The sequence below is a fragment of the Pseudomonas sp. IC_126 genome, from assembly GCF_004331835.1.
Lineage (GTDB): Bacteria > Pseudomonadota > Gammaproteobacteria > Pseudomonadales > Pseudomonadaceae > Stutzerimonas.
Genome location: NZ_SJSS01000001.1, coordinates 822,687 through 846,348, shown reverse-complemented (window position 1 = coordinate 846,348; position 23,662 = coordinate 822,687). Strand labels below are relative to the sequence as shown.

Genomic DNA, 23,662 nt, shown 5'->3' with positions numbered 1-23,662 from the left:
CAGCCGGATATCGCCGGGCGGTGTGATCAGACTGCCATCTGCCGCTGGGCCAAGACCTGGTCGATCAGGCCGTACTTGACAGCTTCTTCGCCACTCATGAAGTTGTCACGGTCGGTGTCGCGCGCAATCACTTCCATCGGCTGGCCAGTGTGTGCAGCCATTACCTTGTTCAGCCGCTCGCGAATCGTGAGAATTTCGCGAGCGTGAATTTCGATGTCAGACGCCTGCCCCTGGAAACCACCCAGCGGCTGGTGAATCATCATGCGCGAATGCGGCAAGCAGTAACGCTTGCCCGCTGCGCCGCCCGTCAGCAACAGGGCGCCCATGCTGCAGGCCTGACCGATGCAAATCGTGGAAACGTCGGGCTTGATGAACTGCATCGTGTCGTAAATCGACATGCCTGCAGTAACCGAACCACCGGGGGAATTGATGTACAGGTGAATGTCCTTCTCGGGGTTTTCCGCCTCGAGGAACAGCATCTGCGCAACGATCAGGTTGGCCATGTAATCTTCCACTTGGCCGACCATGAAGATCACCCGCTCCTTCAGGAGACGGGAATAGATGTCATACGCGCGCTCGCCACGAGCAGACTGCTCGATGACCATCGGCACCAGGCCGCCAGCCGCTTGGATATCTGGTGCTTGCATAAACGGATTGCCGGACATTTCCAACGAAACTCCCTATGTCATGCCGCAAAGACATAAGCCAGCACGAGGCTGGCTTATGAATGCATATAAACGGTGAAGAGACTCAGGCAGCTTGCGGAGCTTCCGCAGGCTTCACTGCTTCTTCGTAGGAGACCGATTTGTCGGTCACTTTAGCCTGCTGCAGGACAGTATCTACAACTTGCTCTTCGAGCACAACAGAACGGACTTCGTTCAATTGCTCGTCGTTCTTGTAGTACCAGGACACGACCTGCTCCGGCTCTTGGTAAGCGGAAGCCATTTCCTCGATCAGTTCGCGAACACGTGCGTCATCAGGCTTGAGCTCGTACTGCTTGACCACTTCGGCGACGATCAGGCCCAGCACGACACGGCGCTTGGCCTGCTCTTCGAACAGCTCCGCCGGCAGTTGGTCAGGTTTGATGTTGCCGCCGAACTGCTGAACGGCTTGAACGCGCAAACGGTTCACTTCGTTGTCGATCAGTGCTTTCGGGACTTCGATCGGATTGGCACTAACCAGCCCTTCCATGACCTGATTCTTGACCTTGGTCTTGATGGCTTGGCGCAGCTCGCGCTCCATGTTCTTTTTCACTTCGGCACGGAAACCTTCGAGACCACCTTCCTGTACGCCGAACTGAGCGAAGAACTCATCGTTTAGTTCCGGCAGCTGAGGGGCCTCGACACTGTTTACGGTAACGGTGAACTCGGCAGTTTTACCGGCGAGGTCGAGATTCTGGTAGTCCTCCGGGAAAGTCGGGGTGATGACCCGCTCTTCACCAGCCTTGGCGCCAACCAGCGCGGATTCGAAGCCTGGAATCATGCGACCGGACCCCAGCACGAGCTGGGTGCCTTGCGCCGAACCACCGGCGAAGGCTTCACCGTCGATCTTGCCGACGAAATCGATATTCAGCTGATCGCCGTCTTCGGCAGCACGGTCGGCCTTTTCAAAACGAGTGTTCTGCTTGCGCAAGATGTCGAGCATGTTGTCGACGTCGGCATCTGCCACTTCGGCCTGCAGGCGCTCGATCTCGACGCCTTCGAAGCTGGCAACCTTGAATTCGGGAAAAACTTCGAAAGTCGCGACGTATTCCAGATCCTTGCCCTTCTCGAACACTTTCGGCTCGACGGCAGGCGCGCCGGCGGGGTTCAGCTTCTCGGCTACCACGGCTTCGTAGAAGGTGGCCTGAATCAGATCGCCCAGCGCTTCCTGGCGTGCGGCAGCTTCATAACGCTGACGAATGACGCTCATCGGCACCTTGCCGGGGCGGAAACCTGGGATCTTTGCACGGCTGGCGGTCTGTTGCAGACGCTTGTTGACTTCGTTCTCGATGCGCTCGACCGGCACGCCAATGGTCATGCGGCGCTCAAGAGCGGAGGTGCTTTCAACAGAAACTTGCATGGATTTTCCTCGTTGCACAGACATAAGCCGGCGTTCCGGCCCCAGAATGGGCAAGCATTCTAGTGGCTCGAATCATAGAAGTCACCCCGCTCGTCAGGACACAATCAAACGGAGCTTTGCCACGAGTTAAAAGGCGATTTCGGCGGAAAAGTGCGACCAGATGCCCCAGCGCCAACTGGAGCCATCCGGCACAGGCATTACGACCAACTGAAGGTCGTAGGCGAAGCGACTGTCCCGTTTCCGGCTATTGGATGCAGTCACAATAAAGGGAAGCGTTCCGCCCGGCGGAATCCTTAACTTTGCTGCTCACGCATCGAACGATGCATGACGGGGAAATACAGTCGGTGCACATGCAGCAGTACCACGGCTGGTCTACTGTCTTAGATACCAGAGCATCGGTGCTCTACTGGATGGTTCGAACATGACTGAAGATATCGGGAAGCTGGTACTGAGAGTATCGGTTGGTGTGCTGATCTTGTTGCATGGAATATCGAAACTGCAGAACGGCATAGGCGGTATTGAGGGGATGCTGGAAAGCCATGGGCTGCCCACGCTCCTCGCTTATGGCGTCTACCTTGGGGAAGTGGTCGGGCCCGTGCTGGTGATCATCGGACTGTTCACACGTGTTGGGGCGGTACTTATGGTTGGCAATATGGCAGTAGCCTTTACCTTGGCACATATGCAGGAGCTTTTTTCGCTCGGCCAGATGGGTGGCTGGGCGCTCGAATTACAAGGCATGTTCCTCTTCGGTTCGATCGCTATCGCGCTACTCGGTGCCGGCAGGTACAGCGCTGGCGGAATCAACGGACGGTTCAATTAAGATCGATAGGCAACGCCGTGTGCCGTTTACTATGATCAGCGCCATGACAGCCTCGGTTCAGATCCGCCAACCCTGCCCACCCACCGCTTGCAACTGCGGCCGAGAGCAGTTGTTGGACAAGCCCAAAAGCGATGCGCGCATCCTTCGCTTGACCCTTCATGAAGAGAATCGGCTGCTGGAGCGGCTGGAGAACCTTACCAGCATGGGCGACCTCGAGCGCATGCAGCAGCGGATGCACCAGCAATTGGGCATTCGCGTGGAGATCGCGCCGGGACACAACGAAGTGCGCAGCATGCGCGGCATCCGCATTGAGATAGCCGAGCTGCCTGGGCTGTGTCGTAAAACGCGCCAGTCGATTCCCGCCGCGATTCGCCGGGCATTACAGAAGCGCCCGGAAATCGCCTTCAGTCTCCTCAACGCCCACGACTTGTTACGCGATGCCTGATGATCCGCCGTTGCGTCTAACCAGAACCGGCAATAGCGCTCCGTGACACCTTCTGCGATAGTTGTCCGACCTGTCGCGTTGCGGCTGGTACGCCGCTCGCTCACAAGGCATTCGGCGTTCGTGACGCCCTTCGATATTCGCTGCGCCCACCTCCTGCAGCTCGCCGCGTCCTTTCGCGCTACCCGCGCGTTCGATGGCCGACCCGCTATCGTTACACCCGTCGCTGCCCGCCAGCGGCCGGTCGTTCGCTAAATAAAACCAAGATCGGATCCGAACAAGGACGCCTCATGAAACTGACCCGTTGCTTTACCGCGCTGGCTGCCGCTGCGGCCCTATCTGCCACCTTCGCCGCTTCGGCCCGCGAATATTCCGTTTCCACCGTGCTGTCCGATGCCTTTCCGTGGGGCCAGGCGGCGCAAAAATGGGCCGATCTGGTCGAGGAACGCTCCGGAGGCGAAATCACCTTACGCGTTTACCCCAACGCGCAACTGGTCGCCGGGGATCAAACCAAGGAATTCTCCGCGATGCGTTCCGGGCTGATCGACATGGCGGTCGGCTCGACCATCAATTGGTCGCCTCAGGTGCCGGAGCTGAACCTGTTCTCCCTGCCCTTCCTGATGGACGATAGCGCCGATCTTGACGCCATCACCCAAGGCGACGCCGGCAAGCAGGCCTTCGCCGCCATCGAGAAGCGCGGCATCGTTCCACTGGCCTGGGGTGAGAACGGTTTTCGCGAAATATCCAACTCATCCAAGCCGGTGAAAACCCCGGCCGATCTTGCCGGCCTGAAGATTCGGGTAGTTGGTTCCCCGCTGTTCCAGGACACCTTCACCGCATTGGGCGCCAACCCTACCCAAATGAGCTGGGCCGATGCCAAGCCAGCGCTCACCACTGGCGCGGTGGATGGCCAGGAAAACCCGCTGGCGGTGTTCGACGTCGCGCGCGTTGATCAGGTTGGCCAGAAATACCTGACACTTTGGCACTACATGGCCGACCCGCTGATCTTCGCGGTCAATCAGCGCGTCTGGAAACAACTGCCCGAAGCCGATCGCGAACTGCTGCGTCAGGCTGCCATCGACGCAGGCAAATGGGAGATCGAATTGTCGCGCAGCAGCGAGGCCAAGCGCCTGGAAGACATCCGCGCCCGCGGCGTCGAGGTCACCGAATTGTCTGATGCCGAGCACCAAGCGTTCGTCGACGCGACTCGCAGCGTACATGAGAAGTGGACGCAGAAGATCGGCGCAGAGCTGATCGAGGCGGCGCGCGCGGCCATCGCTGAGTAAACCGTTCTACCCGGCGGCACCGTGCCGCCGGGATTCGAGGAAATCCATGAACAATCGAAAGGACGCGCGCCTGGAGCGCGTACTGGGCACGCTGGCGCTGATATTTATCAGCCTGATCAGCTTGGCCAACGTAGTGGTGCGTTATTTCACCGATGCCTCCTTTGCTTTCACTGAAGAGCTTTCTGTCTTTCTGCTGGTCATCCTGACCTTTGCCGGCGCCTCCGTGGCAATGCGCAGTAACCGCCACATTCGCATTGGCTTGATCGAGCGCCTCTTTCCGCGCTTGCGCACATCCCTGATCCTCCTCCAATGGCTCGCCAGCATACTGGTGCTGGGTCTGGTGGCCTGGTTCGGTGGCCAGTTCGCCCTGGAAGAGTATCAATGGGAATCGGAGTCACCCGGCCTTGGCCTGCCGAACTGGTGGTATGTGGTCTGGCTGCCATTGCTGGCTCTGTCGATGGCGGTGCGCCTTACTCAAATGACCGTCGATCGACTGCGCGGGAGGCTCTCTGATGAGCCCTGACTTCTGGATGCTCGCAAGCTTCCTGCTGTTGCTGCTGATCGGCGTGCCGGTGGCATTTTCTCTGGCGTTGTCGGGCGCGATCGGCATTCTTGCCGGGCTCTCGCCGGACATGTTGGCAACGCTCGGCACCAATACCTACAACGGCGTCGCCAAGTACCCGCTGATTGCCATTCCACTGTTCATACTCACCGGTCTGGTATTCGAGAAATCCGGCGTAGCACTGCGTCTGGTGCGCTTCGCCCAGGCGGTGATCGGCCCACGTCATGGCGGCCTGGCGATGGTTGCGATCCTGGTGTGCCTGATCATGGGCGGAATGAGCGGATCGGGGCCGGCCGATGCTGCGGCGGTCGCTATGGTGATGCTGCCGAGCATGACTCGCGCGGGCTATCCCAAGCCGTTCTCCGCCACGCTAATTGCCGCCTCGGCTTCCACCGCCATCCTGATTCCGCCGTCCATCGCGCTGATCCTTTATTCCATCGTCGTACCCGGCGTGGACCTGCGTGCGCTGTTTGCTGCGGGCCTGTTTCCGGGAATCATCGCCGGCTTGGTACTGATGCTGCCGGCCTGGCTGCTGGCCAGGCGTTATGGCTGGGAAAATCCGGAAGATGCCGAGCGACCTCCCTTGGGCGAAAGCTTCCGCCAGGCGTTGCCCGCACTGTTCGCGCCAGTGCTGATCCTCGGCGGCCTGCGCAGTGGCCTGTTCACGCCGACCGAAGCGGCCGTAGCCGGCGTGGCGTACGGCGTACTGATCGGCCTGTTCGTCACTCGCGAACTGGATTGGCGCAACCTCTGGCGGCTTTGCGGCGAGGCTGCGGTGATTTCTGGCGTGGTCATGCTGATCATCGCTCTGGCCGGCATCTTCGCCTGGTCCGGGACGATGCTCGGCACGTTCCGTCATCTGGCCGAATGGCTGATTTCGCTATCGGACAACGGCACGGTACTGCTCATTCTGGTGATGATCGCCGTGCTGCTGGCCGGCATGTTGCTGGACGCCATCTCCATCTACCTGATCCTGATGCCCATTCTGATTCCGGTAATGCAGCACTTCGGCTGGAATCCGGTATGGTTCGGCATCCTGCTGGCGATGAATATCGCCATCGGCCAATTCACGCCGCCAGTTGCAATCAACCTGATGGTCACGGCCGAAGTCGCCAAGATCCGTCTGGAGCAAACGGTCGGCTGGGCCATGCTGTTCGTACTGGTGATGGGAAGCGCACTGGTGCTGGTGGCGGTCTTCCCGGAAGTCGCGCTGTGGCTACCGCGCGTGCTGGGATACGCGGTCTAGCGGTACGTCACACTTGCCGTCTTGCTCGATAGCGCGTGCAATGGCCCAACACCCCTGCACTTCAGCGGGGGGCTTGCGCATCCGGTCTGCGCAAGCCCCCAATCTGGCTCCCATCCGCCTGGACGCCGACACGCCTGACCCGCGACTTGCACGCATCATCGCATCGAGCAGCCATGTCAGTAGCCATCACATCCGATAGCGCTTCATCGAAGTCCATCAGGCCTGTCGACTACCGCTTCGCCAGAATTATCCAGCCTCAACATCTATAGTCATTCAAGCAGCAGCGAATCAGTGTCCCGTCAACGTGCGCAAGCACGACGTGCATTTTTGCAGATGCACTATGCGGCAAGCCTCATTGATACTGAGAAATTTGCACTCTAGGATCAGGACAGACGTATCCAATAACAACAATCGCAGGACCCCGCCATGACCCCGTCAAGTGCCATCCCAACAGTCAAACTCCTGATCGGCGGTGAGCTGGTCGAGTCGTCCACTAGCGAGTGGCGCGACATCGTCAACCCGGCGACCCAGGAAGTCCTGGCGCGAGTCCCCTTCGCCACTGAAGCGGAGATGAACGCCGCCGTCGCCAGCGCCAAGGAAGCGTTCAAGACGTGGCGCAAGACGCCAATCGGCGTGCGCTCGCGGATCTTCCTCAAGTATCAGCAGCTGATTCGCGAAAACATGAAGGAGCTCGCGGCGATCCTCACCGCCGAACAGGGTAAGACCTTGCCCGACGCCGAGGGCGATGTGTTCCGCGGGCTGGAGGTCGTCGAGCACGCCGCTGGCATCGGCAACCTGCAGCTGGGCGAGCTGGCCAACAACGTCGCCACTGGCGTCGACACCTATACGCTGCTGCAACCGCTGGGCGTTTGTGCCGGCATCACGCCGTTCAACTTCCCGGCGATGATTCCGCTGTGGATGTTCCCGATGGCCATCGCCACGGGAAATACCTTCGTGCTCAAGCCATCCGAGCAGGACCCGATGGTGACCATGCGCCTGGCCGAACTGGCGATGGAAGCCGGTGTGCCGCCGGGCGTGCTCAACGTCATTCATGGTGGCGCCGATGCAGTGAACATGATCTGCGATCACCCGGACATCAAGGCCGTTTCCTTCGTTGGCTCGACCAAGGTCGGCACCCATGTCTACAACCGCGCCAGCCAGGCCGGCAAGCGTGTGCAATGCATGATGGGCGCCAAGAACCACGGCATCATCCTGCCCGATGCGCACAAGGAGCAGACGCTCAACAACCTGCTTGGCGCAGCGTTCGGCGCGGCGGGACAACGTTGTATGGCATTGTCGGTGCTGATTCTGGTCGGCGAGGCGCAGAACTGGTTGCCCGATCTGGTGGCCAAGGCCAAGACCCTGAAAGTCAACGCGGGTGCCGAAAACGATACCGATCTCGGTCCGGTTGTCTCTTGCGCAGCGCTTGATCGCATCAGCTCGCTGATCGAGCGCGGCGTTTCGGAAGGTGCCGAGTTGGTACTCGATGGGCGCAATCCACAGATCGCCGGTTACGACAAAGGCAACTTCGTTGCGCCGACCATTTTCTCCGGAGTGAAGCCTGAGATGAGCATCTACCGCGAAGAAATCTTCGGCCCGGTGCTCTGCGTGATGCAGGTCGACACCCTCGACGAGGCCATCGAACTGATCAACGCCAACCCCAACGGCAACGGCACCGCCCTCTTCACCCGCTCCGGCGCGGCGGCACGCCACTTCCAGGAAGAGATCGACGTCGGCCAGGTGGGCATCAACGTACCGATTCCGGTGCCGGTGCCAATGTTCTCCTTTACCGGCTCGCGTGCCTCGAAGCTTGGCGACCTCGGTCCGTACGGCAAACAGGTGGTGCAGTTCTACACTCAGACCAAGACTGTCATCCAGCGCTGGTTCGATGAAAACGAAGTTGGCGGGCCGGTGAATACCACCATCAACCTCAAGTAACGCAATCGGCGCCGCGCACCAGCGGCGCCGCCTTTTCTCCACCAACAACCAGTCGCCACTAACAAGAAGAAGGAACGGCCATGCATATCGGTTTTCTGGGACTCGGCAACATGGGCGGGCCCATGGCCCACAACCTGCTAAAAGCCGGCCATCAGGTTAGCGTTTTCGATCTATCCGCCGCGGCGGTTTCCGGGCTGGTGGAAGCCGGCGCGAAGGAAGCGACCTCGCCCGCTGCGGTCGCAACGGGGGGTGTTGAGGTCATCGTCACCATGCTGCCAGCGGCCGCGCATGTGCGTCAGGTCTATCTTGGTGACGATGGGCTGCTGGCCCACGTACCGGCCGGCGTATTACTGATCGACTCCTCAACCATCGACCCGATGAGTGCGCGTGAAGTCGCCGCAGCGGCAGCCAGCAATGGCAACCCCATGCTCGACGCGCCGGTTTCCGGCGGCACGGTCGGCGCCGCAGCCGGCACATTGACGTTCATGGTCGGCGGCAGTGACGCGGACTTTCAGAAAGCGCAGCCAATTCTCGCGACGATGGGCAAGAACATCGTCCACTGTGGCGGCAGCGGCAACGGCCAGGTGGCCAAGGTTGCCAATAACCTGTTGCTCGGCATCTCCATGATCGGCGCCGCCGAAGCCATGTCACTGGGCGTCGCGCTGGGAATGGATGCCAAGGTGCTGGCTGGTGTGATCAATTCCTCCAGCGGACGTTGCTGGAGCTCCGAAATCTACAATCCGTTCCCCGGCGTTGTGGAAAACAGCCCGGCCTCGCGCGACTACAGCGGCGGCTTCGGCACCGATTTGATGCTCAAGGACCTCGGCCTTGCCAGTGAAGCGGCGAAACAGGTCCGCCAGCCGGTTATCCTCGGTGGCCTCGCGCAGCAGCTGTACCAGGCCTTCAGCATGCAGGGCAACGGTGCGCTGGACTTTTCCGCGATCATCAAACTTTACCGCCAGGAGCATTGAGCATGACCCAGGCAGAAGCGCCGGTACTGATCGAAGTCCGCAATCGCGTCGGCTATCTCACACTAAATCGTCCAGCCGGCCTGAATGCCCTGACGCTGCCCATGGTGCGCACCCTCCATCGCCAGCTGCAGGATTGGGCCGACGACCAGGGCGTGGTCGCCGTGGTACTGCGCGGCGCTGGCGAGAAAGCCTTTTGCGCCGGCGGCGACATCCGCTCGCTGTATGACAGCTACCAGAACGGCGAAGACCTTCACCGCGTCTTCTTCGAGGAAGAGTACGCGCTGGATCAGTACATCCACGCCTACAGCAAGCCACTGCTGGCGCTGATGAACGGCTTCGTCCTCGGCGGCGGCATGGGCCTGGTCCAGGGCGCGTCGCTGCGAGTCATTTCCGAACGTACACGCATGGGTATGCCGGAAGTTGGCATCGGCTATTTCCCTGATGTCGGTGGCAGTTACTTCTTACCGCGTCTGCCCGGCAATCTCGGCATTTATATGGGCTTGACTGGCAACCACGTTGGTTCGGCCGATGCGCTCTACGCGGGGCTTGCCGATTACTGCGTGCCCTACGAGCGCTTCGCCGAACTGGAACAACGGCTGGACGAGCAGCGCTGGACCGCTCCAGCCGGCGAAGCACTTACCGCCCTGCTCGCCTCCATGGGCAGCAAGGAACTGCCAGACGCGCCGTTCAAGACCCTGTTCCCCGCCATCGAGAAGCACTTCGCCCATGACAGCGTTGCGGCCATCCGCGATTCCTTGGCGGACGAAAACCGACCCGAGTACCGCAACTGGGCGGCCGAAACGCTCAAGGTCATCGACAGCCGTTCGCCGCTATCGCTCAGCGTCACGCTGGAAATGCTTCGTCGTGGTCGCACGCTGTCGCTGGCCGAGTGCTTCGGCATGGAGCTTCATCTGGACCGCCAATGGTTCGACCAGGGCGACATCATCGAAGGCGTGCGCGCACTGATTGTCGACAAGGACAAGAACCCGCGCTGGAGCCCGCCTACGCTCAATGAAGTAACGCCGCAGCGTGTTGCCGATTTCTTCGCGGGTGCCTGAGGAGGATCAATGCAAGACATCGAACTGAGCGAAGAACAGCGGATGATCCGCGATATGGCGCGAGACTTCGCCCGCTCCGAGATCGCCCCCAAGGCTCAGGCCTGGGAACAGGCCGGCTGGATCGGCGACGAGACCGTGACCCAACTGGGCGACCTCGGTCTTCTCGGCATGATCGTCCCCGAACAATGGGGCGGAACCTATATCGATTACGTCGCCTACGCCCTGGCGGTCGAAGAAATATCGGCCGGCGACGGCGCCATTGGCGCACTGATGTCCATCCACAGCTCGGTCGGCTGTGGCCCCATCCTGAAATACGGCACACCTGAACAGCAGGACGAATGGCTGCCAGAGCTGGCTGCGGGCCGTGCCATCGGTTGCTTCGCCCTCACCGAGCCCCAGGCCGGTTCGGAAGCGCACAACTTGCGCACCCGTGCCGTGCTGAATAACGGCGAATGGGTAATCAACGGTGCCAAGCAGTTCGTCAGCAACGGCAAGCGCGCGAAGATCGCCATCGTCTTCGCAGTGACCGACCCGGATATGGGCAAGAAAGGCCTGTCGGCGTTTTTGGTGCCCACCGATAACCCCGGATTCATCGTCGATCGCATGGAAAGCAAGATGGGCATCCGTGCTTCGGATACCTGCGGCGTGACCCTGCGCGATTGCCGTATTCCCGAGGCCAACCTGCTCGGCCCGCGCGGCAAGGGCCTAGCCATTGCGCTGTCGAACCTCGAAGGTGGACGCATCGGCATCGGCGCCCAGGCGCTAGGTATCGCCCGCGCCGCTTTCGAAACGGCGCTAGGTTATGCCCGTGAGCGCATCCAGTTCGACAAGCCCATCATTGAGCACCAAAGCGTGGCGAACATGCTGGCCGACATGCATACGAGGCTGAATGCCGCGCGCCTGTTGATCCTGCATGCCGCCCGCCTGCGCAGCGCCAACCTGCCGTGCCTTTCGGAGGCGTCCCAGGCCAAGCTGTTCGCCTCGGAAATGGCCGAATACGTCTGTTCCAAAGCCATGCAAATACACGGTGGCTACGGCTACCTCGAGGACTATCCGGTCGAGCGCTACTACCGCGACGCGCGCATCACCCAGATTTACGAAGGCTCCAGCGAGATCCAGCGTTTGCTGATCGCGCGCGAACTGAACAACTACGGTTTGTGATCGAAACCAACGGAAGGGAGGAAGCAGATAACGAGCGAAGGACCCAGGGGAACGCGAGCGATTGCCAACGATCAGCGATCCAAAGATGGACGCACACCTGGCGGCCAACAGACGAAACACCTCGAAGCAGTAATCCGAGCGGCGGATGCCGGCAAGCGCGGCCGGTATCCAGACAACAATAAGAAGGATACGAAGATGCTCAAAGGTACGATGCAGCAGACCCCGCTGATGATCAGCGGCATTCTGACCCACGCGGCCCTGGCCCATGGCGACCGGGAAATCGTTTCGCGATTGGTGGACGAACCCCTATGGCGCTATGACTATTCAGGCCTGGCGAAGCGCGCCGGCCAAGCAGCCGCAATGCTGCGCAGCCTTGGCGTCAAACCCGGCGATCTGGTGTCTTCGATGGCCTGGAACACGCATCGTCACTTCGAACTATTCTTCGCCGTGCCTGGCATCGGCGCCGTGCTGCACACCGCCAACCCCCGTTTGTCGGACGAGCAGATCATCTATACGTTGAATCACGCCGGCAGTGGCGTGTTGCTGTTCGACCGCAGCTTCCTCGCTGTGGTCGAACGCGTACGACCACGGTTGGAACACATCCACACCTTCATCATGCTCTCCGATGCGCAACGCACCGAGCCGGGGGAAGTGGGTGCGCTCAGCTATGAAACGCTGCTCGCCAAGGAGCAACCGATTACCGACTGGCCGCAGTTCGACGAGAACGCAGGCGCCATGCTCTGCTACACCTCCGGGACCACCGGCAATCCGAAGGGCGTAGTCTACAGTCACCGTTCCGTCGTTCTGCACGCCATGGCGGCGGGTCTCACAGGCGCCTTCGGCTTCTCCGCGTTCGATTGCATCATGCCCTGCTCCTCGCTCTACCATGCCACCGCCTGGGGCGTGCCCTTTACCGCCGCCATCAACGGCTGCAAGTTCGTCCTGCCGTGCGACAAGATGGACGGCGCGAGTCTGCAGGAGCTGATCCAGACCGAGGGCGTCACCTTCTCCGGTGGCGTCCCGACCATCTGGACCATGTACCTCAACCACCTGGAGCGCACCGGCGAGAACACGGGCAAGCTCAAGTGCCTGGTGATTGCTGGATCGGCCGTGCCCAGAGCGCTGGCCGAGAAATTCGAAACCCGCTATGGCGTCAGCGTCCGTCAGCTCTGGGGCATGACCGAAACCAGCCCGCTCGGCGTGGTCGCCACCCCGACGCCCAAGCTCGCAGCCCTGGGCGAAGCCGCCACCAACGAGGCCATCTGGACCCGCCAGGGCCGTCTGCAATTTGGTATCGAATTGAAGATCGTCGACGAAGCGGGCAACGATCTGCCGCATGACGGGACCAGCTCCGGTGACCTGCTCGTGCGCGGTCCCTGGACCGTCGAGCGCTACTTCCGCAGCGAGACCAGCGCACTGGATGCTGACGGCTGGTTCGACACGGGCGACATCGCCACCCTCGACCCCAACGGCTACATGCGCATCACCGACCGCAGCAAGGATGTGATCAAGTCCGGCGGCGAATGGATCAGCTCCATCGATATCGAAAACGTTGCCGTGGGCTGCCCAGGCGTACGCATCGCCGCGGTGGTTGGTGTAGCGCATGAAAAATGGGAGGAACGCCCGCTGCTCATCATCGAACCGCATGACGATGCCGAACTGTCCACCGAAGCCGTACTCGCCTATCTCGAACCACAGATCGTCAAGTGGTGGGTGCCCGACGCGGTGATCTTCGACAGCGTGCCCCTTACCGCCACCGGCAAGATCGACAAGAAAACCCTGCGCGACCGCTATCGCTCGTACCTCGTAGACATGCCGGCGAGCGAAGCGAGCGCGGCGAGTATGTAGTCAACACTGCTGGCCGTAGGGCGGAGAGGTTGCGGAGCCAAGCCAGCTCGTTGGACTTCGCTCCCGTCAACCTGCACAGCCCGACGCAGCTCCGATCCAGCGCCCTGCGTTGCGGGGTGCAGCCTTCAGCGAGTCCCACCGCGACTGGAGCGTCCCATAAGGTGGATGACATGGTCATCCACCTCGGGAGCATCCCACGAGTTGCTTCCGCGTGGCCTGCCCCATCCTACGGAACAGTACGCATCACCGATCCATCAGGTGATACCCATCGGAAAGCCGGCCGCACGTCTGTGCTCGGAGCCGCCAACGGTTCCGGTTCAACACGCGCTACGCGCCTCGCCCGCTACGCTTAGGAGCCATCCATGCCAACCGAAAATACTCTACACCGCCAAGGCCCGCTGGTTGGGCTGCGCGTACTGGAATTTGCCAGCATCGGGCCCGGGCCGCATTGCGCGATGCTTTTGGCCGATCTGGGTGCCGAGGTCATCCGCATCGAGCGTGACGGCGGTAACGGCTGGCCCAACCCAGTGGTGGACCGCGGTCGCAAGCGGCTGACGCTGGATATCCGCAGCGATGCCGGTCGCGAGCGCTGCCTGACTTTGGCCGAAAACGCCGATGTGCTGATCGAAGGTTTTCGCCCCGGCGTGATGGAGCGTCTGGGTCTCGGCCCGGAACAGGTTCACGCCCGCAATCCGCGTCTAGTCTACGGCCGCGTGACTGGCTGGGGCCAGACCGGGCCGTTGGCTAAAAGCGCAGGACACGACATCAACTACCTGGCGATTACCGGCGCGCTGGCTGCCATCGGCGGTCGCGAGGGCCCGGCCATTCCGCCGCTCAATCTGGTCGGCGACTTCGGCGGCGGCTCGTTGTATCTGGCGTTCGGCATCATGGCCGCGCTATGGGAGCGAGAACGATCGGGCAAAGGTCAGGTGGTCGATGCAGCTATCGTTGATGGTGTGTCATCGATGATGAGCTTCTTTGCGGGACTCTTGCCCAGCGGGGCCATATCCCTTGAGCGCGACCGCAATCTGCTCTCTGGCGCCGCGCCGCATTACCGCTGCTACACCTGTGCCGATGGTTGCGATATCGCCGTCGGACCGCTGGAACCGCAATTCTTCGCCGAGTTGATGCAGCAAATCGACGCTTCAGAAAGCCTGCAACAAGGTTGTGCCGACCCGGACCGTTGGGAAGAGCAAAGCGAAGAGCTCGCCACACTCTTCGCTAGCCGAACCCAGGCTGACTGGTGCGCCCTGCTCGAAGGAACCGACGCCTGCTTCGCGCCAGTGCTCACTCTGGAAGAAGCCGCGCAGCACCCGCATATGCAGCAACGCGGCGTCTATCGCGACATCGACGGTGCCCTGCACGCCGCACCGGCTCCGCGTTTTTCAAGAACGCCGGGAGCGATCAGGGATTCGGAAGAGGATGCGGCAGGCTGGGATTGATGGGCACCAGGATCACTCGATTGCGGTGGGCTAAAGCCCACCCTACCTAAGCGCCGCGGATCATCCATGGCGCCCCGCACCCACGCAGGAACTGTAGGGTGGGCCGGGCGGCGCTCTGCTTCAGCCCACCAAAGACGGCAGTATCACTCCGTTGCGGTGGGCTAAAGCCCACCCTACGCGAGACCCGGAGCAGCCCGGACGCCGGCATGTCGACACAACCCCGTAGGGTGGGCTTCAGCCCACCAGGACCCCAGAACGCGCATAGTAGTGAGCTAAAGCGGAACGCCGCCCGGCCCGCCCTACGAGGAGCGGAACGGCCTGATGGCCCTCACGACGCCCGAACAGCTTCTCGGGCTCTCACTCTCCCAGGTTACGCGCAATCACCAAACGCTGAATGTCACTGGTCCCTTCATAAATCTGGCAGACCCGCACGTCGCGGTAGATGCGTTCCACAGGGAAGTCCTGCAGGTAGCCATATCCACCGAGCGTCTGGATCGCCGCCGAGCAGACCTTCTCGGCCATTTCGGAGGCGAACAGCTTGGCCATCGAAGCTTCGACCAGCGCGGGCTTGCCGGCTTCGCGCAGGGCGGCGGCGTGCAGCACCATCTGCCGGGCAACGGCGATTTGGGTCGCCATGTCGGCCAGGCGGAAGGCAACGGCCTGGTGTTCGGTAAGCGCCTTGCCGAACGCCTCGCGCTCGCGGGCGTAGTCGCGGGCTGCTTCGAAGGCAGCGCGGGCCATGCCGACGGCTTGGGCAGCGATGCCGATGCGGCCGCCTTCCAGGTTCGCCAAGGCGATGCGGTAGCCCTCGCCCTCCTCGCCCAAGCGCTGAGATTCATGCACGCGCATGTCCTCGAACGCCAGCTGGCAGGTGTCGGACGCATGCTGGCCGAGCTTGTCCTCGACGCGCACCACCTGATAGCCGGGCGTATCGGTGGGCACGATAAAGGCGCTGATGCCGCGCTTGCCGGCGTCCGGATCGGTCACGGCAAAGACGATCACCGTGCCGGCATGCTGGCCCGAGGTGATGAATTGCTTGGCGCCATTGATCACGTAGCCGTCGCCGTCACGCCGGGCGCGGGTGCGCAAGCTACTGGCATCGGAGCCCGCGTGCGGCTCGGTGAGGGCGAAGGCGCCGATCTGCGCGCCGCTGGCCAATGGCGTCAGGTAGCGCTGCTTCTGCTCGTCGGTCCCAAAGCGCAGGATCGGCACGCAACCCACCGAGTTGTGCACGCTCATGATGGTCGAGCAGGCACCGTCGCCAGCGGCGATCTCTTCCAGGGCCAGCGCATAGGCGATGTAGCCGGTGTCGCTGCCACCCCACTGTTCGGGACAAAGCATGCCGAAGAAGCCGAGTTCGGCCATTTCGCCAATCGCGTCGGCCGGGTAGCGATGTTCACGGTCCCAGTCGGCGGCGAAAGGTTTCAGCCGCTCCTGGGCGAATTGCCGGGCCATGTCGCGAATGCTGGTTTGATCGTCATTGAGCAGCATGGCAAATCCTCAGTCGAGCAGTTCGACGGCCATGGCGGTCGCTTCGCCACCGCCGATGCAGATGGCCGCAATACCCTTGCGCAAGCCGCGATCACGCAGTGCGGCGATCAATGTCACCAGAATGCGTGCACCGGACGCACCGATGGGATGGCCCAGTGCGCAGGCGCCGCCGTTGACGTTGACCTTGGCGTGATCCAGGCCGAGCTCGCGCATGGTGACCATGCTGACCACGGCGAACGCCTCGTTGATCTCGAACAGATCCACCTCATCGAGACGCCAGCCGGTACGCTCCAGCAGCTTGTGAATGGCGCCGATAGGCGCGGTCGGGAACAGGTTTGGCGCATCGGCGAACACCGCGTGGCCGTGGATCACCGCTTGAGGCTTCAGCCCCAGGCGCTCAGCTTCGGAACGGCGGGTCAGCACCAATGCGGCGGCACCATCGGAAATGGAACTGGAGTTAGCCGCGGTCACCGTGCCGCCTTCGCGGAACGCCGGTTTGAGCGATGGGATCTTCTCCGGCATCGCCTTGGGCGGCTGCTCATCGTCGCGAATCGTACGTTGCTCGCGGCCTTGGGTGACGTCGAGCGAGACGATCTCACTGGCGAAGCGGCCGCTAGTGATCGCATCGCGGGCGCGCTGCAGTGATGTCAGCGCGTAGGCATCCTGCTCTTCGCGACTGAAGCCATGGTTCTGCGCACAGTCTTCAGCGAAGGTGCCCATCAGCCGGCCCTTGTCGTACGCGTCCTCGAGGCCATCGAGGAACATATGGTCGAGCACCTTGCCGTGGCCCATGCGGTAACCGCTGCGGGCCTTTTCCAGCAGGTAGGGCGCGTTGGACATGCTCTCCATGCCGCCCGCGACGATCAGATTGACACTGCCCGCGCGCAACGCATCGTGCGCGAGGATGGCGGCCTGCATGCCAGAGCCGCACATTTTGTTCAGCGTGGTGGACGCGGTCGCCTTGCCTAACCCAGCGCCGAGCGCGGCCTGACGTGCCGGCGCTTGGCCGAGACCGGCCGGCAGCACGCAGCCTATCAATACTTCCTGCACTTGTTCGGCGGCAACGCCACTGCGCTCCACCGCCGCGCGAATCGCCGCCGCACCCAGCTCCGGCGCGCTGACGCTTTTAAGATCTCCCTGAAAGCCGCCCATGGGCGTACGGGCGCTGCCCAGAATCACGATTGGATCGTTGTTCATCATGTATCTCCCGATTATTTCGCGGCCATGCGCAGCGCGCCGTCGAGGCGGATCACTTCGCCGTTGAGCATGTCGTTTTCGATAATGTGGCGCACCAGCGCCGCGTACTCATTCGCTCGCCCCAGACGCGGCGGGAACGGCACACCGGCGGCCAACGAGTCGCGCACTTCCTGAGTCATGCCAGCCATCATTGGCGTCTCGAATACACCCGGGGCAATGGTCATCACGCGGATGCCGTGACGCGCGAGTTCACGCGCAACGGGCAATGTCATGGCGACCACGCCACCCTTGGACGCGGCGTAAGCGGCCTGACCGATCTGCCCGTCGTAGGCGGCGATGGACGCCGTGTTGATGATCACGCCGCGATTGCCTTGCGCATCCGGCTCACCGCGCGACATCGCTTCGGCAGCCAGGCGCAGCATGTTGAAACTGCCGATCAGGTTGAGGCCGATGACCCGGCTGAAACTGCCCAGCCCGTGCGGCCCCTGACGGCCGAGAACCTTTTCGCCGCTGGCGACACCGGCGCAATTGACCAGCCCATGCAGGCCGCCGAAATGTTCGACAGCCGCATTCACAGCCGCCTGCGCCGCCACCTCGTCACACACATTGGTGACCACACCGTGAGCGCTTGCGCCCAGCGCTTCGCTGCGCTCGTTCAGCAGCTCGGCGTTGATGTCCGCCAGCACGACCTTCGCGCCCGCGGCGATCAGCGCTTCGGCAGCTGCCGCACCCAGACCGGAAGCGCCGCCGGTGATCAGAAAAACCTTGTCTTGAATGTTCACAGCATGACCTCACGAAAATGTTAGGGATCGCTGCAGACGCGCTGCCGGATCTCGCTGGTTCCATCTTCATCAGACCGGTTTGCCCGGACAATGGTCGTTGCACGCAATCGCGATGACTGTTTTGGCCAAATCGCCTGCACGGCGCGGCGTAGCCGACATTCATAGCAAGGCGACGCTTCCGTGTTATCAGTTTGGCGCCGGTGGATAGCTCAGCCTTGTTCCCTTACCCCAGCCCACTCCCCAACGGGGCGAGGGAGCCGGTAGCCAGACGTATCAGGCGGGGTTTGACGACGAGACGGAGTAGTCAGCAGCAGCGCTGGTTGTCCCAAGACAAGGGTGGTTGGAGCACCATCAGATCTTGCAGCACGACGTTCATTGCTTCTACAGGAACACGCTTGGCCTATTCATCGGCGCGGAGGATCAACCCACGATACTGGCCTGGATTCGTACCGGTCCACTTGCGGAACGCCTTATAGAACGAGCTGACATCGGCGAAACCGAGGCGCTCGGCGATTTCGGCGTAGGTGATACCGGCGTCTGCCAACCACAGCGTGGCCATCTCCTGACGTACTAGATCCTTGATCGCCTGGTATGGCATTCCGGCTTCGGCCAATCGCCGACGCAACGTCGAAGGGGAAACGCACAGCGTCTGTGCGAGCAATTCGCTGGTCGGCCATCGATCTGCCGGCAGCTCGCGCAGCTGCGCCTTGATGCGGCTGGCGAGGCTGGTGGTGTCGCGGTATTTGACCAGGATGTTGGCCGGAGCATGAGCCAGAAAGTCATGCAGTTCCTGCTCGCTGCGTCGCACCGGCAGGTCCAGCATCTCGGCGGCAAATATGATCCGTGTACTTGGCCTGGCGAAACGCAGGTTGTCGGAGAACATCACTCGATAATCATCGGTATAGGTCGGTTCGTCGCAGCGCAGCTCCACAGCCAGCAGCGGGATGCGCCGCCCGATCAGCCAGCACGCCAGGCCGTGCACCAACATCCAGAACGTGAAGTACGTGAAAGCGCGGAGCGGCGTTGAATCCGTGCGTTCCAGCAGTACGACCTCGGCCAGACTCTCGCTACGGTGCAACGCACCGCGAAAATGCTCCAAGGTCAGGCCGAAAAAATCCAGCGCCAGCCGCAGCGCACCGTCGAGCGTCGGCTGTGCCATGGCCGCACGCGCAACGAAGGCAAAGCTGCCCGTACGCATCCGCCGTGAATCCATGCCGAAGAACTCGTCATCGAAGCGCCGCGCCAGACGACGCCACAGCTTGCTGTATTCGACCACGTCGACCCGCGCCGCCGAGTCATCAAGGTCGATCGGTGAAACATCCAGAGCGTGCAGCAGCACAGTGGCCGTCTGCGTTGGCGTCATGAAGGCCCTCAGCGCTTCTTCCACCAGCCGTACGGAAATGGTGCCCTTGTCCTCGCGCATCATGCTCGCCCCATCATCTGATCCTGGCTGCTGGCGGCGACCTCACGAAGGAAATCCCAGCACACGCGCATCCTAGCCAGGTCCTTGTTCTCAACCGGCATCAGCATCCAGAAGGTGCGGGTGAACTCGATCTCCTCGACCAGCACCTCCTTCAGCAAGGGCTCCTTGCGTGCGGCAAACACCGGCAGGATCGCCAGCCCAGCGCCGGCCGCAACGGCTTCCTGCTGCGCAAGAATGCTGGTGCTGCGCAGCGAGTGCTGGCGCGGCCGCATGATTTCATCGAGGAAGTTCAGCTCCTTACTGTAGAGCAGGTCCTCGATATAGCTGACGAATACGTGGTTGCTCAGATCGTCCCGACTGCGAATCGGCGGGTGCTGCGCGAGATAAGCCTCCGATGCGTAGAGCCGCAACACGTAATCGGTCAGTTTGGTGATCACATAGGGGCCTCGCTCCGGGCGCTCCAACGTGACGACGATATCGGCCTCATGCCGCGCCAGCCGCACCGAACGCGGGACCGCTAGCAAATCCACGCCAAGGTGCGGATAGTCGCGGGTGAGATTGGCCAACTGACCGGCCAACATCACAGTGCCGTAGCCTTCGGTCGCGCCGATGCGTACCTGGCCGGACAGCTTGTCGGCGCTCAGGCTCGGTTGTTCGATCGAGGTAATGGCGCTTTCCATTGCCTCGGCTTGCACCAACAATTCGCGACCGGCTTCGGACAGTCGATAGCCCGCCTTGGCTCGAATGAACAGTTGCCGGTCCAGGGTTTTCTCCAGTGCCTGCACGCGTCGCGCCACCGTCGTGTGATCGACGGCCAGGCGTCGCGCAGCGACGGTCAGCTTGCCCGCCCGGGAGAGTTCAAGAAAGAAACGCAGGTTGTCCCAATCCACTTCAGGCTCCATCCAGTTGGCTTGAGCGTGCCGACTTGTGCAAAAACACAGAATACCTCTGCATTTCGCACCATGGGTTTACTATTTTTACGCTGCTAGGCTCGTTCATCGAGCGCTGTATCGCCTACCGATCATTCCAACAAGAAGGAACCGACATGAGCCAGAAGATCCAGCTCGAAATGCGCGACCACACGGCCTTGCTAACCATTGCCAACCCACCAGCGAATACCTGGGATCGGGAATCGCTGGCCGCTCTAGAACAGATGATCGAGCGCCTCAACGATGATCCGAACGTGTACGCGCTGGTGATCACCGGCCAGGGCGAAAAGTTTTTCTCCGCCGGTGCCGACCTCAATCAATTTGCCGATGGAAACAAGCAGAGCGCTCAGGAAGTCGCCGCGTTGTTCGGTCGGGCCTTCGAGGCGCTGAGCCATTTCCGCGGTGTGTCCATCGCCGCCATCAATGGCTATGCCATGGGCGGCGGCCTGGAATGCGCGCTGGCGTGCGATATCCGTATCGCCGAAGAGCATGCGCAAATGGCGTTGCCTGAAGCCAAGGTAGGACTGCTGCCCTGTGCCGGCGGCACGCAGAACCTGCCCTGGCTGGTCGGCGAAGGCTGGGCCAAGCGGATGATCCTTTGTGGCGAACGCATTAATGCTCAGAAAGCGGAAAAGATCGGCCTGGTCGAAGAAGTAGTGCCGCGCGGGCAGTCGCTGGAGGTCGCGCTCCAACTCGCCGAAGGCGTCAGCGCACAAAGCCCCTCCTCAGTCAGCCGCTGCAAGCGTCTGGTGATGAACGCCCGGCAGGCGCCGCAATCCGCCGGCTGGGCCGCCGAACGCGAGCTGTTTGCCGAACTCTTCGATACGCAGGACCAGAAAGAAGGCGTCAACGCGTTCCTGGAGAAGCGCAGCGCCAAATGGCAGAACGCCTGAGCCGATCCGGCCCCGCGCATGCGGGGCTTTGGCTGTTTTCGTCGTTCCCTCGCTCCCCTCGACGCCCTGCATCTGGGGGAGCGAAGCGTCAGCCGGAATTTCCACCCAGAGCACGGGGATCACCAACCATCAGTCCCAACCGCGATGGGTTGCACCCAGGTCGGACTCCAGCCTCCAGCTATTTGAAGTTGCGCTTGATCAGCTTTTCCAACCAGCCAACGATGCCGGAGCGGAACAGCAGCACGCACAGTACGAAGATCACGCCGAGAATCACATGCACCCACTCGCCCAGCGGGCCGCTGGATAGCGAGCTTTGCAGCGTCACCACCACGGTCGCTCCGACTATCGGCCCGAGGAGCGTGCCAACGCCGCCCAGCAGCGTCATCAGGATCACTTCGCCAGACATGTGCCAGTGGGCATCGGTCAAGGAGGCGAGCTGGAACACCACCGTCTTGGTCGAGCCAGCCAGCCCGGTGAGCGCTGCGGAGATAACGAACGCGAGCAGTTTGTGCGCATCGACGTTGTAGCCCAGCGATACCGCCCGCGGCTCGTTCTCGCGGATCGCCTTGAGCACCTGCCCATAGGGCGAATGGATGGTGCGCTGGATGATCGCGAAGCCAAGCACGAACACCGCCAGCACGAAGTAATACAGGGACATGTTGTTCTGCATGTCGAACAGCCCAAACAGGTGTCCACGCGGAACCCCCTGCATGCCGTTTTCACCGCCGGTGAACGGCGCCTGGACGAAGACGAAGAAGACCATTTGTGCCAGGGCCAGGGTGATCATCGCGAAATAGATGCCCTGTCTGCGAATCGCCAGCAGCCCGAAAATCACGCCTAGTACCGTAGATGCCAGAGTTCCGACCAGGATGCCGAGTTCTGTGCTCAGTCCGCTGTAGGTGCTGAGCATGTAGCCGGTGATATAACCGCCGCAGGCGAAAAAAGCCGCATGTCCAAAGGACAACAACCCGGCATATCCCAGCAGCAGGTTGAACGCACAGGCAAACAGTGCGAAGCACAAGAATTTCATCAGAAACACGGGGTAGACCATCATCGGCGCGACCAGCGCCACACCCAGCAGGACCAGATAGAAGATGTTCTGGCGCCGCCGCGCAGCACGGCGGCGCTCACGCTCGGCATTTGCACGGATGGTCATCGGAGACGCTTGAACGCTTTCCTGAGTCGACATGTTCATGCCTCCTTACCGAACAGACCTGCCGGACGAACAAGCAGGACCAGAACCATGATCACAAAGATCACCGTGTTTGCCGCCTCTGGGTAGAACACTTTGGTCAAACCCTCGATCAGCCCCATGGCAAGGCCGGTAATGATTGCGCCCATGATCGAGCCCATGCCTCCGATCACCACCACCGCGAACACCACGATCAGCAGATTCGAGCCCATGCCGGGCGTTACCGCATAGATCGGCGCCGCCAGCACGCCGGCGAAGGCAGCCAGCGCCACACCGTAGCCATAGGTCAGGGTGATCAGCAGCGGCACGTTGATACCGAATGCCTGCATCAACTTAGGATTTTCCGTACCAGCGCGTAGATAAGAGCCCAGGCGGGTCCGCTCGATCATGTACCAGGTAGCGAAGCACACCGTCAGCGCGGCGACGATGACCCAGCCACGGTAGGTCGGCAGGAACATGAAGCCCAAGTTATGCCCGCCTTTGAGCATTTCAGGCATCGGATAGGACGAGCCCGATACGCCGAAGAGTTTGACGAAGCTGCCTTCAACGATCAGCGCCAGGCCGAACGTCAACAGCAGGCCATACAAGTGGTCTTCACCGGCGATGCGTCGCAGTAGGCCGCGTTCGATCCCCATCCCCAGCAAACCGATCAATAGCGGCGCCAGCAGCAGCGCTGCCCAGTAATTGATGCCCAGGTAGTTCAGCCCGAGAAAGGCTGCGAAGGCGCCCAGCATGTATTGCGCGCCATGGGCGAAATTGATGATACGCAGCAGGCCGAAGATGATCGCCAGACCAAGGCTCAGCAGCGCATAGAACGACCCGTTGATCAGACCGAGCAGCAACTGCCCGAACAACACACTCAGGGGGACGCCGAAAACGAGAGTCATGATTCACTACCCAGAAAAGTCCGTGACGCCCCG

At 61.5% G+C, this 23,662-nt stretch carries 21 protein-coding genes; 12 read left to right on the top strand and 9 right to left on the bottom strand.

Annotated features, from left to right (window positions below; genetic code table 11):
* Nucleotides 1–26 precede the first annotated feature (26 nt).
* Nucleotides 27–665 carry an ATP-dependent Clp endopeptidase proteolytic subunit ClpP gene (gene clpP, locus E0D86_RS03895; protein ID WP_131648640.1) on the bottom strand — a complete coding sequence of 213 codons (639 nt, stop codon included), beginning with the start codon at nt 663–665 and terminating at the stop codon, nt 27–29.
* Nucleotides 666–750: 85 nt separating this feature from the next.
* Complete coding sequence (gene tig / locus E0D86_RS03890; protein ID WP_131648639.1) at nt 751–2,061, bottom strand: trigger factor; 1,311 nt, start codon at nt 2,059–2,061, stop codon at nt 751–753.
* 421 nt (nt 2,062–2,482) lie between these two features.
* On the opposite strand from tig, the gene E0D86_RS03885 reads away from it, so the two are divergent.
* The 11 genes from E0D86_RS03885 to E0D86_RS03835 all read left to right on the top strand — a co-directional run bounded on the left by E0D86_RS03885 (nt 2,483) and on the right by E0D86_RS03835 (nt 14,835).
* Nucleotides 2,483–2,881 (top strand): DoxX family protein, encoded by a 399-nt coding sequence (locus tag E0D86_RS03885; protein ID WP_131648638.1) that lies wholly within the window; start codon nt 2,483–2,485, stop codon nt 2,879–2,881.
* Nucleotides 2,882–2,924: 43 nt separating this feature from the next.
* Complete coding sequence (locus tag E0D86_RS03880; protein ID WP_131648637.1) at nt 2,925–3,326, top strand: hypothetical protein; 402 nt, start codon at nt 2,925–2,927, stop codon at nt 3,324–3,326.
* 287 nt (nt 3,327–3,613) lie between these two features.
* Nucleotides 3,614–4,609, top strand: a complete 996-nt coding sequence (locus tag E0D86_RS03875; RefSeq protein WP_131648636.1) for a DctP family TRAP transporter solute-binding subunit — start codon at nt 3,614–3,616, stop codon at nt 4,607–4,609.
* A 46-nt stretch (nt 4,610–4,655) separates the two neighbouring features.
* Nucleotides 4,656–5,132, top strand: a complete 477-nt coding sequence (locus E0D86_RS03870; RefSeq protein WP_131648635.1) for a TRAP transporter small permease — start codon at nt 4,656–4,658, stop codon at nt 5,130–5,132.
* Complete coding sequence (locus E0D86_RS03865) at nt 5,122–6,417, top strand: TRAP transporter large permease (protein ID WP_131648634.1); 1,296 nt, start codon at nt 5,122–5,124, stop codon at nt 6,415–6,417. The genes E0D86_RS03870 and E0D86_RS03865 overlap by 11 nt, the downstream gene beginning before the upstream one ends.
* A 426-nt stretch (nt 6,418–6,843) precedes the next feature.
* On the top strand, nt 6,844–8,355 hold the full coding sequence (locus E0D86_RS03860) for a CoA-acylating methylmalonate-semialdehyde dehydrogenase (protein ID WP_131648633.1): 1,512 nt from the start codon (nt 6,844–6,846) through the stop codon (nt 8,353–8,355).
* An 80-nt stretch (nt 8,356–8,435) separates the two neighbouring features.
* The gene (gene mmsB, locus E0D86_RS03855; protein WP_131648632.1) at nt 8,436–9,326 is read left to right on the top strand and encodes a 3-hydroxyisobutyrate dehydrogenase; all 891 of its coding nucleotides are present in this window, start codon (nt 8,436–8,438) and stop codon (nt 9,324–9,326) included.
* Nucleotides 9,327–9,328: 2 nt separating this feature from the next.
* Nucleotides 9,329–10,384, top strand: coding sequence for an enoyl-CoA hydratase/isomerase family protein (locus E0D86_RS03850; RefSeq protein WP_131648631.1), 1,056 nt, complete (start codon nt 9,329–9,331; stop codon nt 10,382–10,384).
* A 9-nt stretch (nt 10,385–10,393) separates the two neighbouring features.
* The gene (locus E0D86_RS03845) at nt 10,394–11,545 is read left to right on the top strand and encodes an acyl-CoA dehydrogenase family protein (protein WP_131648630.1); all 1,152 of its coding nucleotides are present in this window, start codon (nt 10,394–10,396) and stop codon (nt 11,543–11,545) included.
* A 195-nt stretch (nt 11,546–11,740) separates the two neighbouring features.
* Nucleotides 11,741–13,393, top strand: a complete 1,653-nt coding sequence (locus E0D86_RS03840) for a long-chain fatty acid--CoA ligase (RefSeq protein ID WP_371924028.1) — start codon at nt 11,741–11,743, stop codon at nt 13,391–13,393.
* Nucleotides 13,394–13,755: 362 nt separating this feature from the next.
* A complete protein-coding gene (locus E0D86_RS03835; protein ID WP_131648629.1) occupies nt 13,756–14,835 on the top strand; it encodes a CaiB/BaiF CoA-transferase family protein in 1,080 nt (359 codons plus the stop codon).
* A 357-nt stretch (nt 14,836–15,192) separates the two neighbouring features.
* On the opposite strand, the gene E0D86_RS03830 is transcribed toward E0D86_RS03835, so the two are convergent.
* The 5 genes from E0D86_RS03830 to E0D86_RS03810 all read right to left on the bottom strand — a co-directional run bounded on the left by E0D86_RS03830 (nt 15,193) and on the right by E0D86_RS03810 (nt 20,618).
* Nucleotides 15,193–16,326 carry an acyl-CoA dehydrogenase gene (locus E0D86_RS03830; RefSeq protein ID WP_131648628.1) on the bottom strand — a complete coding sequence of 378 codons (1,134 nt, stop codon included), beginning with the start codon at nt 16,324–16,326 and terminating at the stop codon, nt 15,193–15,195.
* A 9-nt stretch (nt 16,327–16,335) separates the two neighbouring features.
* On the bottom strand, nt 16,336–17,523 hold the full coding sequence (locus E0D86_RS03825) for an acetyl-CoA C-acyltransferase (protein WP_131648627.1): 1,188 nt from the start codon (nt 17,521–17,523) through the stop codon (nt 16,336–16,338).
* Between the two features lie 14 nt (nt 17,524–17,537).
* Nucleotides 17,538–18,305, bottom strand: a complete 768-nt coding sequence (locus E0D86_RS03820) for an SDR family NAD(P)-dependent oxidoreductase (protein ID WP_131648626.1) — start codon at nt 18,303–18,305, stop codon at nt 17,538–17,540.
* Between the two features lie 400 nt (nt 18,306–18,705).
* Nucleotides 18,706–19,731: an AraC family transcriptional regulator gene (locus tag E0D86_RS03815; RefSeq protein ID WP_131648625.1), complete on the bottom strand. Its 1,026-nt coding sequence runs from the start codon at nt 19,729–19,731 to the stop codon at nt 18,706–18,708.
* Nucleotides 19,728–20,618 (bottom strand): LysR family transcriptional regulator, encoded by an 891-nt coding sequence (locus E0D86_RS03810; protein ID WP_131648624.1) that lies wholly within the window; start codon nt 20,616–20,618, stop codon nt 19,728–19,730. Before E0D86_RS03810 ends, E0D86_RS03815 begins: the two co-directional genes overlap by 4 nt.
* Before the next feature lie 155 nt (nt 20,619–20,773).
* Between E0D86_RS03810 and E0D86_RS03805 the strand changes: the two genes are divergently transcribed.
* Nucleotides 20,774–21,550 (top strand): enoyl-CoA hydratase, encoded by a 777-nt coding sequence (locus tag E0D86_RS03805; protein WP_131648623.1) that lies wholly within the window; start codon nt 20,774–20,776, stop codon nt 21,548–21,550.
* Between the two features lie 178 nt (nt 21,551–21,728).
* Here the strand turns inward: E0D86_RS03805 and E0D86_RS03800 are convergent, their stop codons facing one another.
* Nucleotides 21,729–22,739, bottom strand: coding sequence for a branched-chain amino acid ABC transporter permease (locus E0D86_RS03800; protein ID WP_131648622.1), 1,011 nt, complete (start codon nt 22,737–22,739; stop codon nt 21,729–21,731).
* Nucleotides 22,740–22,741: 2 nt separating this feature from the next.
* Nucleotides 22,742–23,629, bottom strand: a complete 888-nt coding sequence (locus E0D86_RS03795) for a branched-chain amino acid ABC transporter permease (RefSeq protein WP_131648621.1) — start codon at nt 23,627–23,629, stop codon at nt 22,742–22,744.
* Nucleotides 23,630–23,662: the final 33 nt, after the last annotated feature.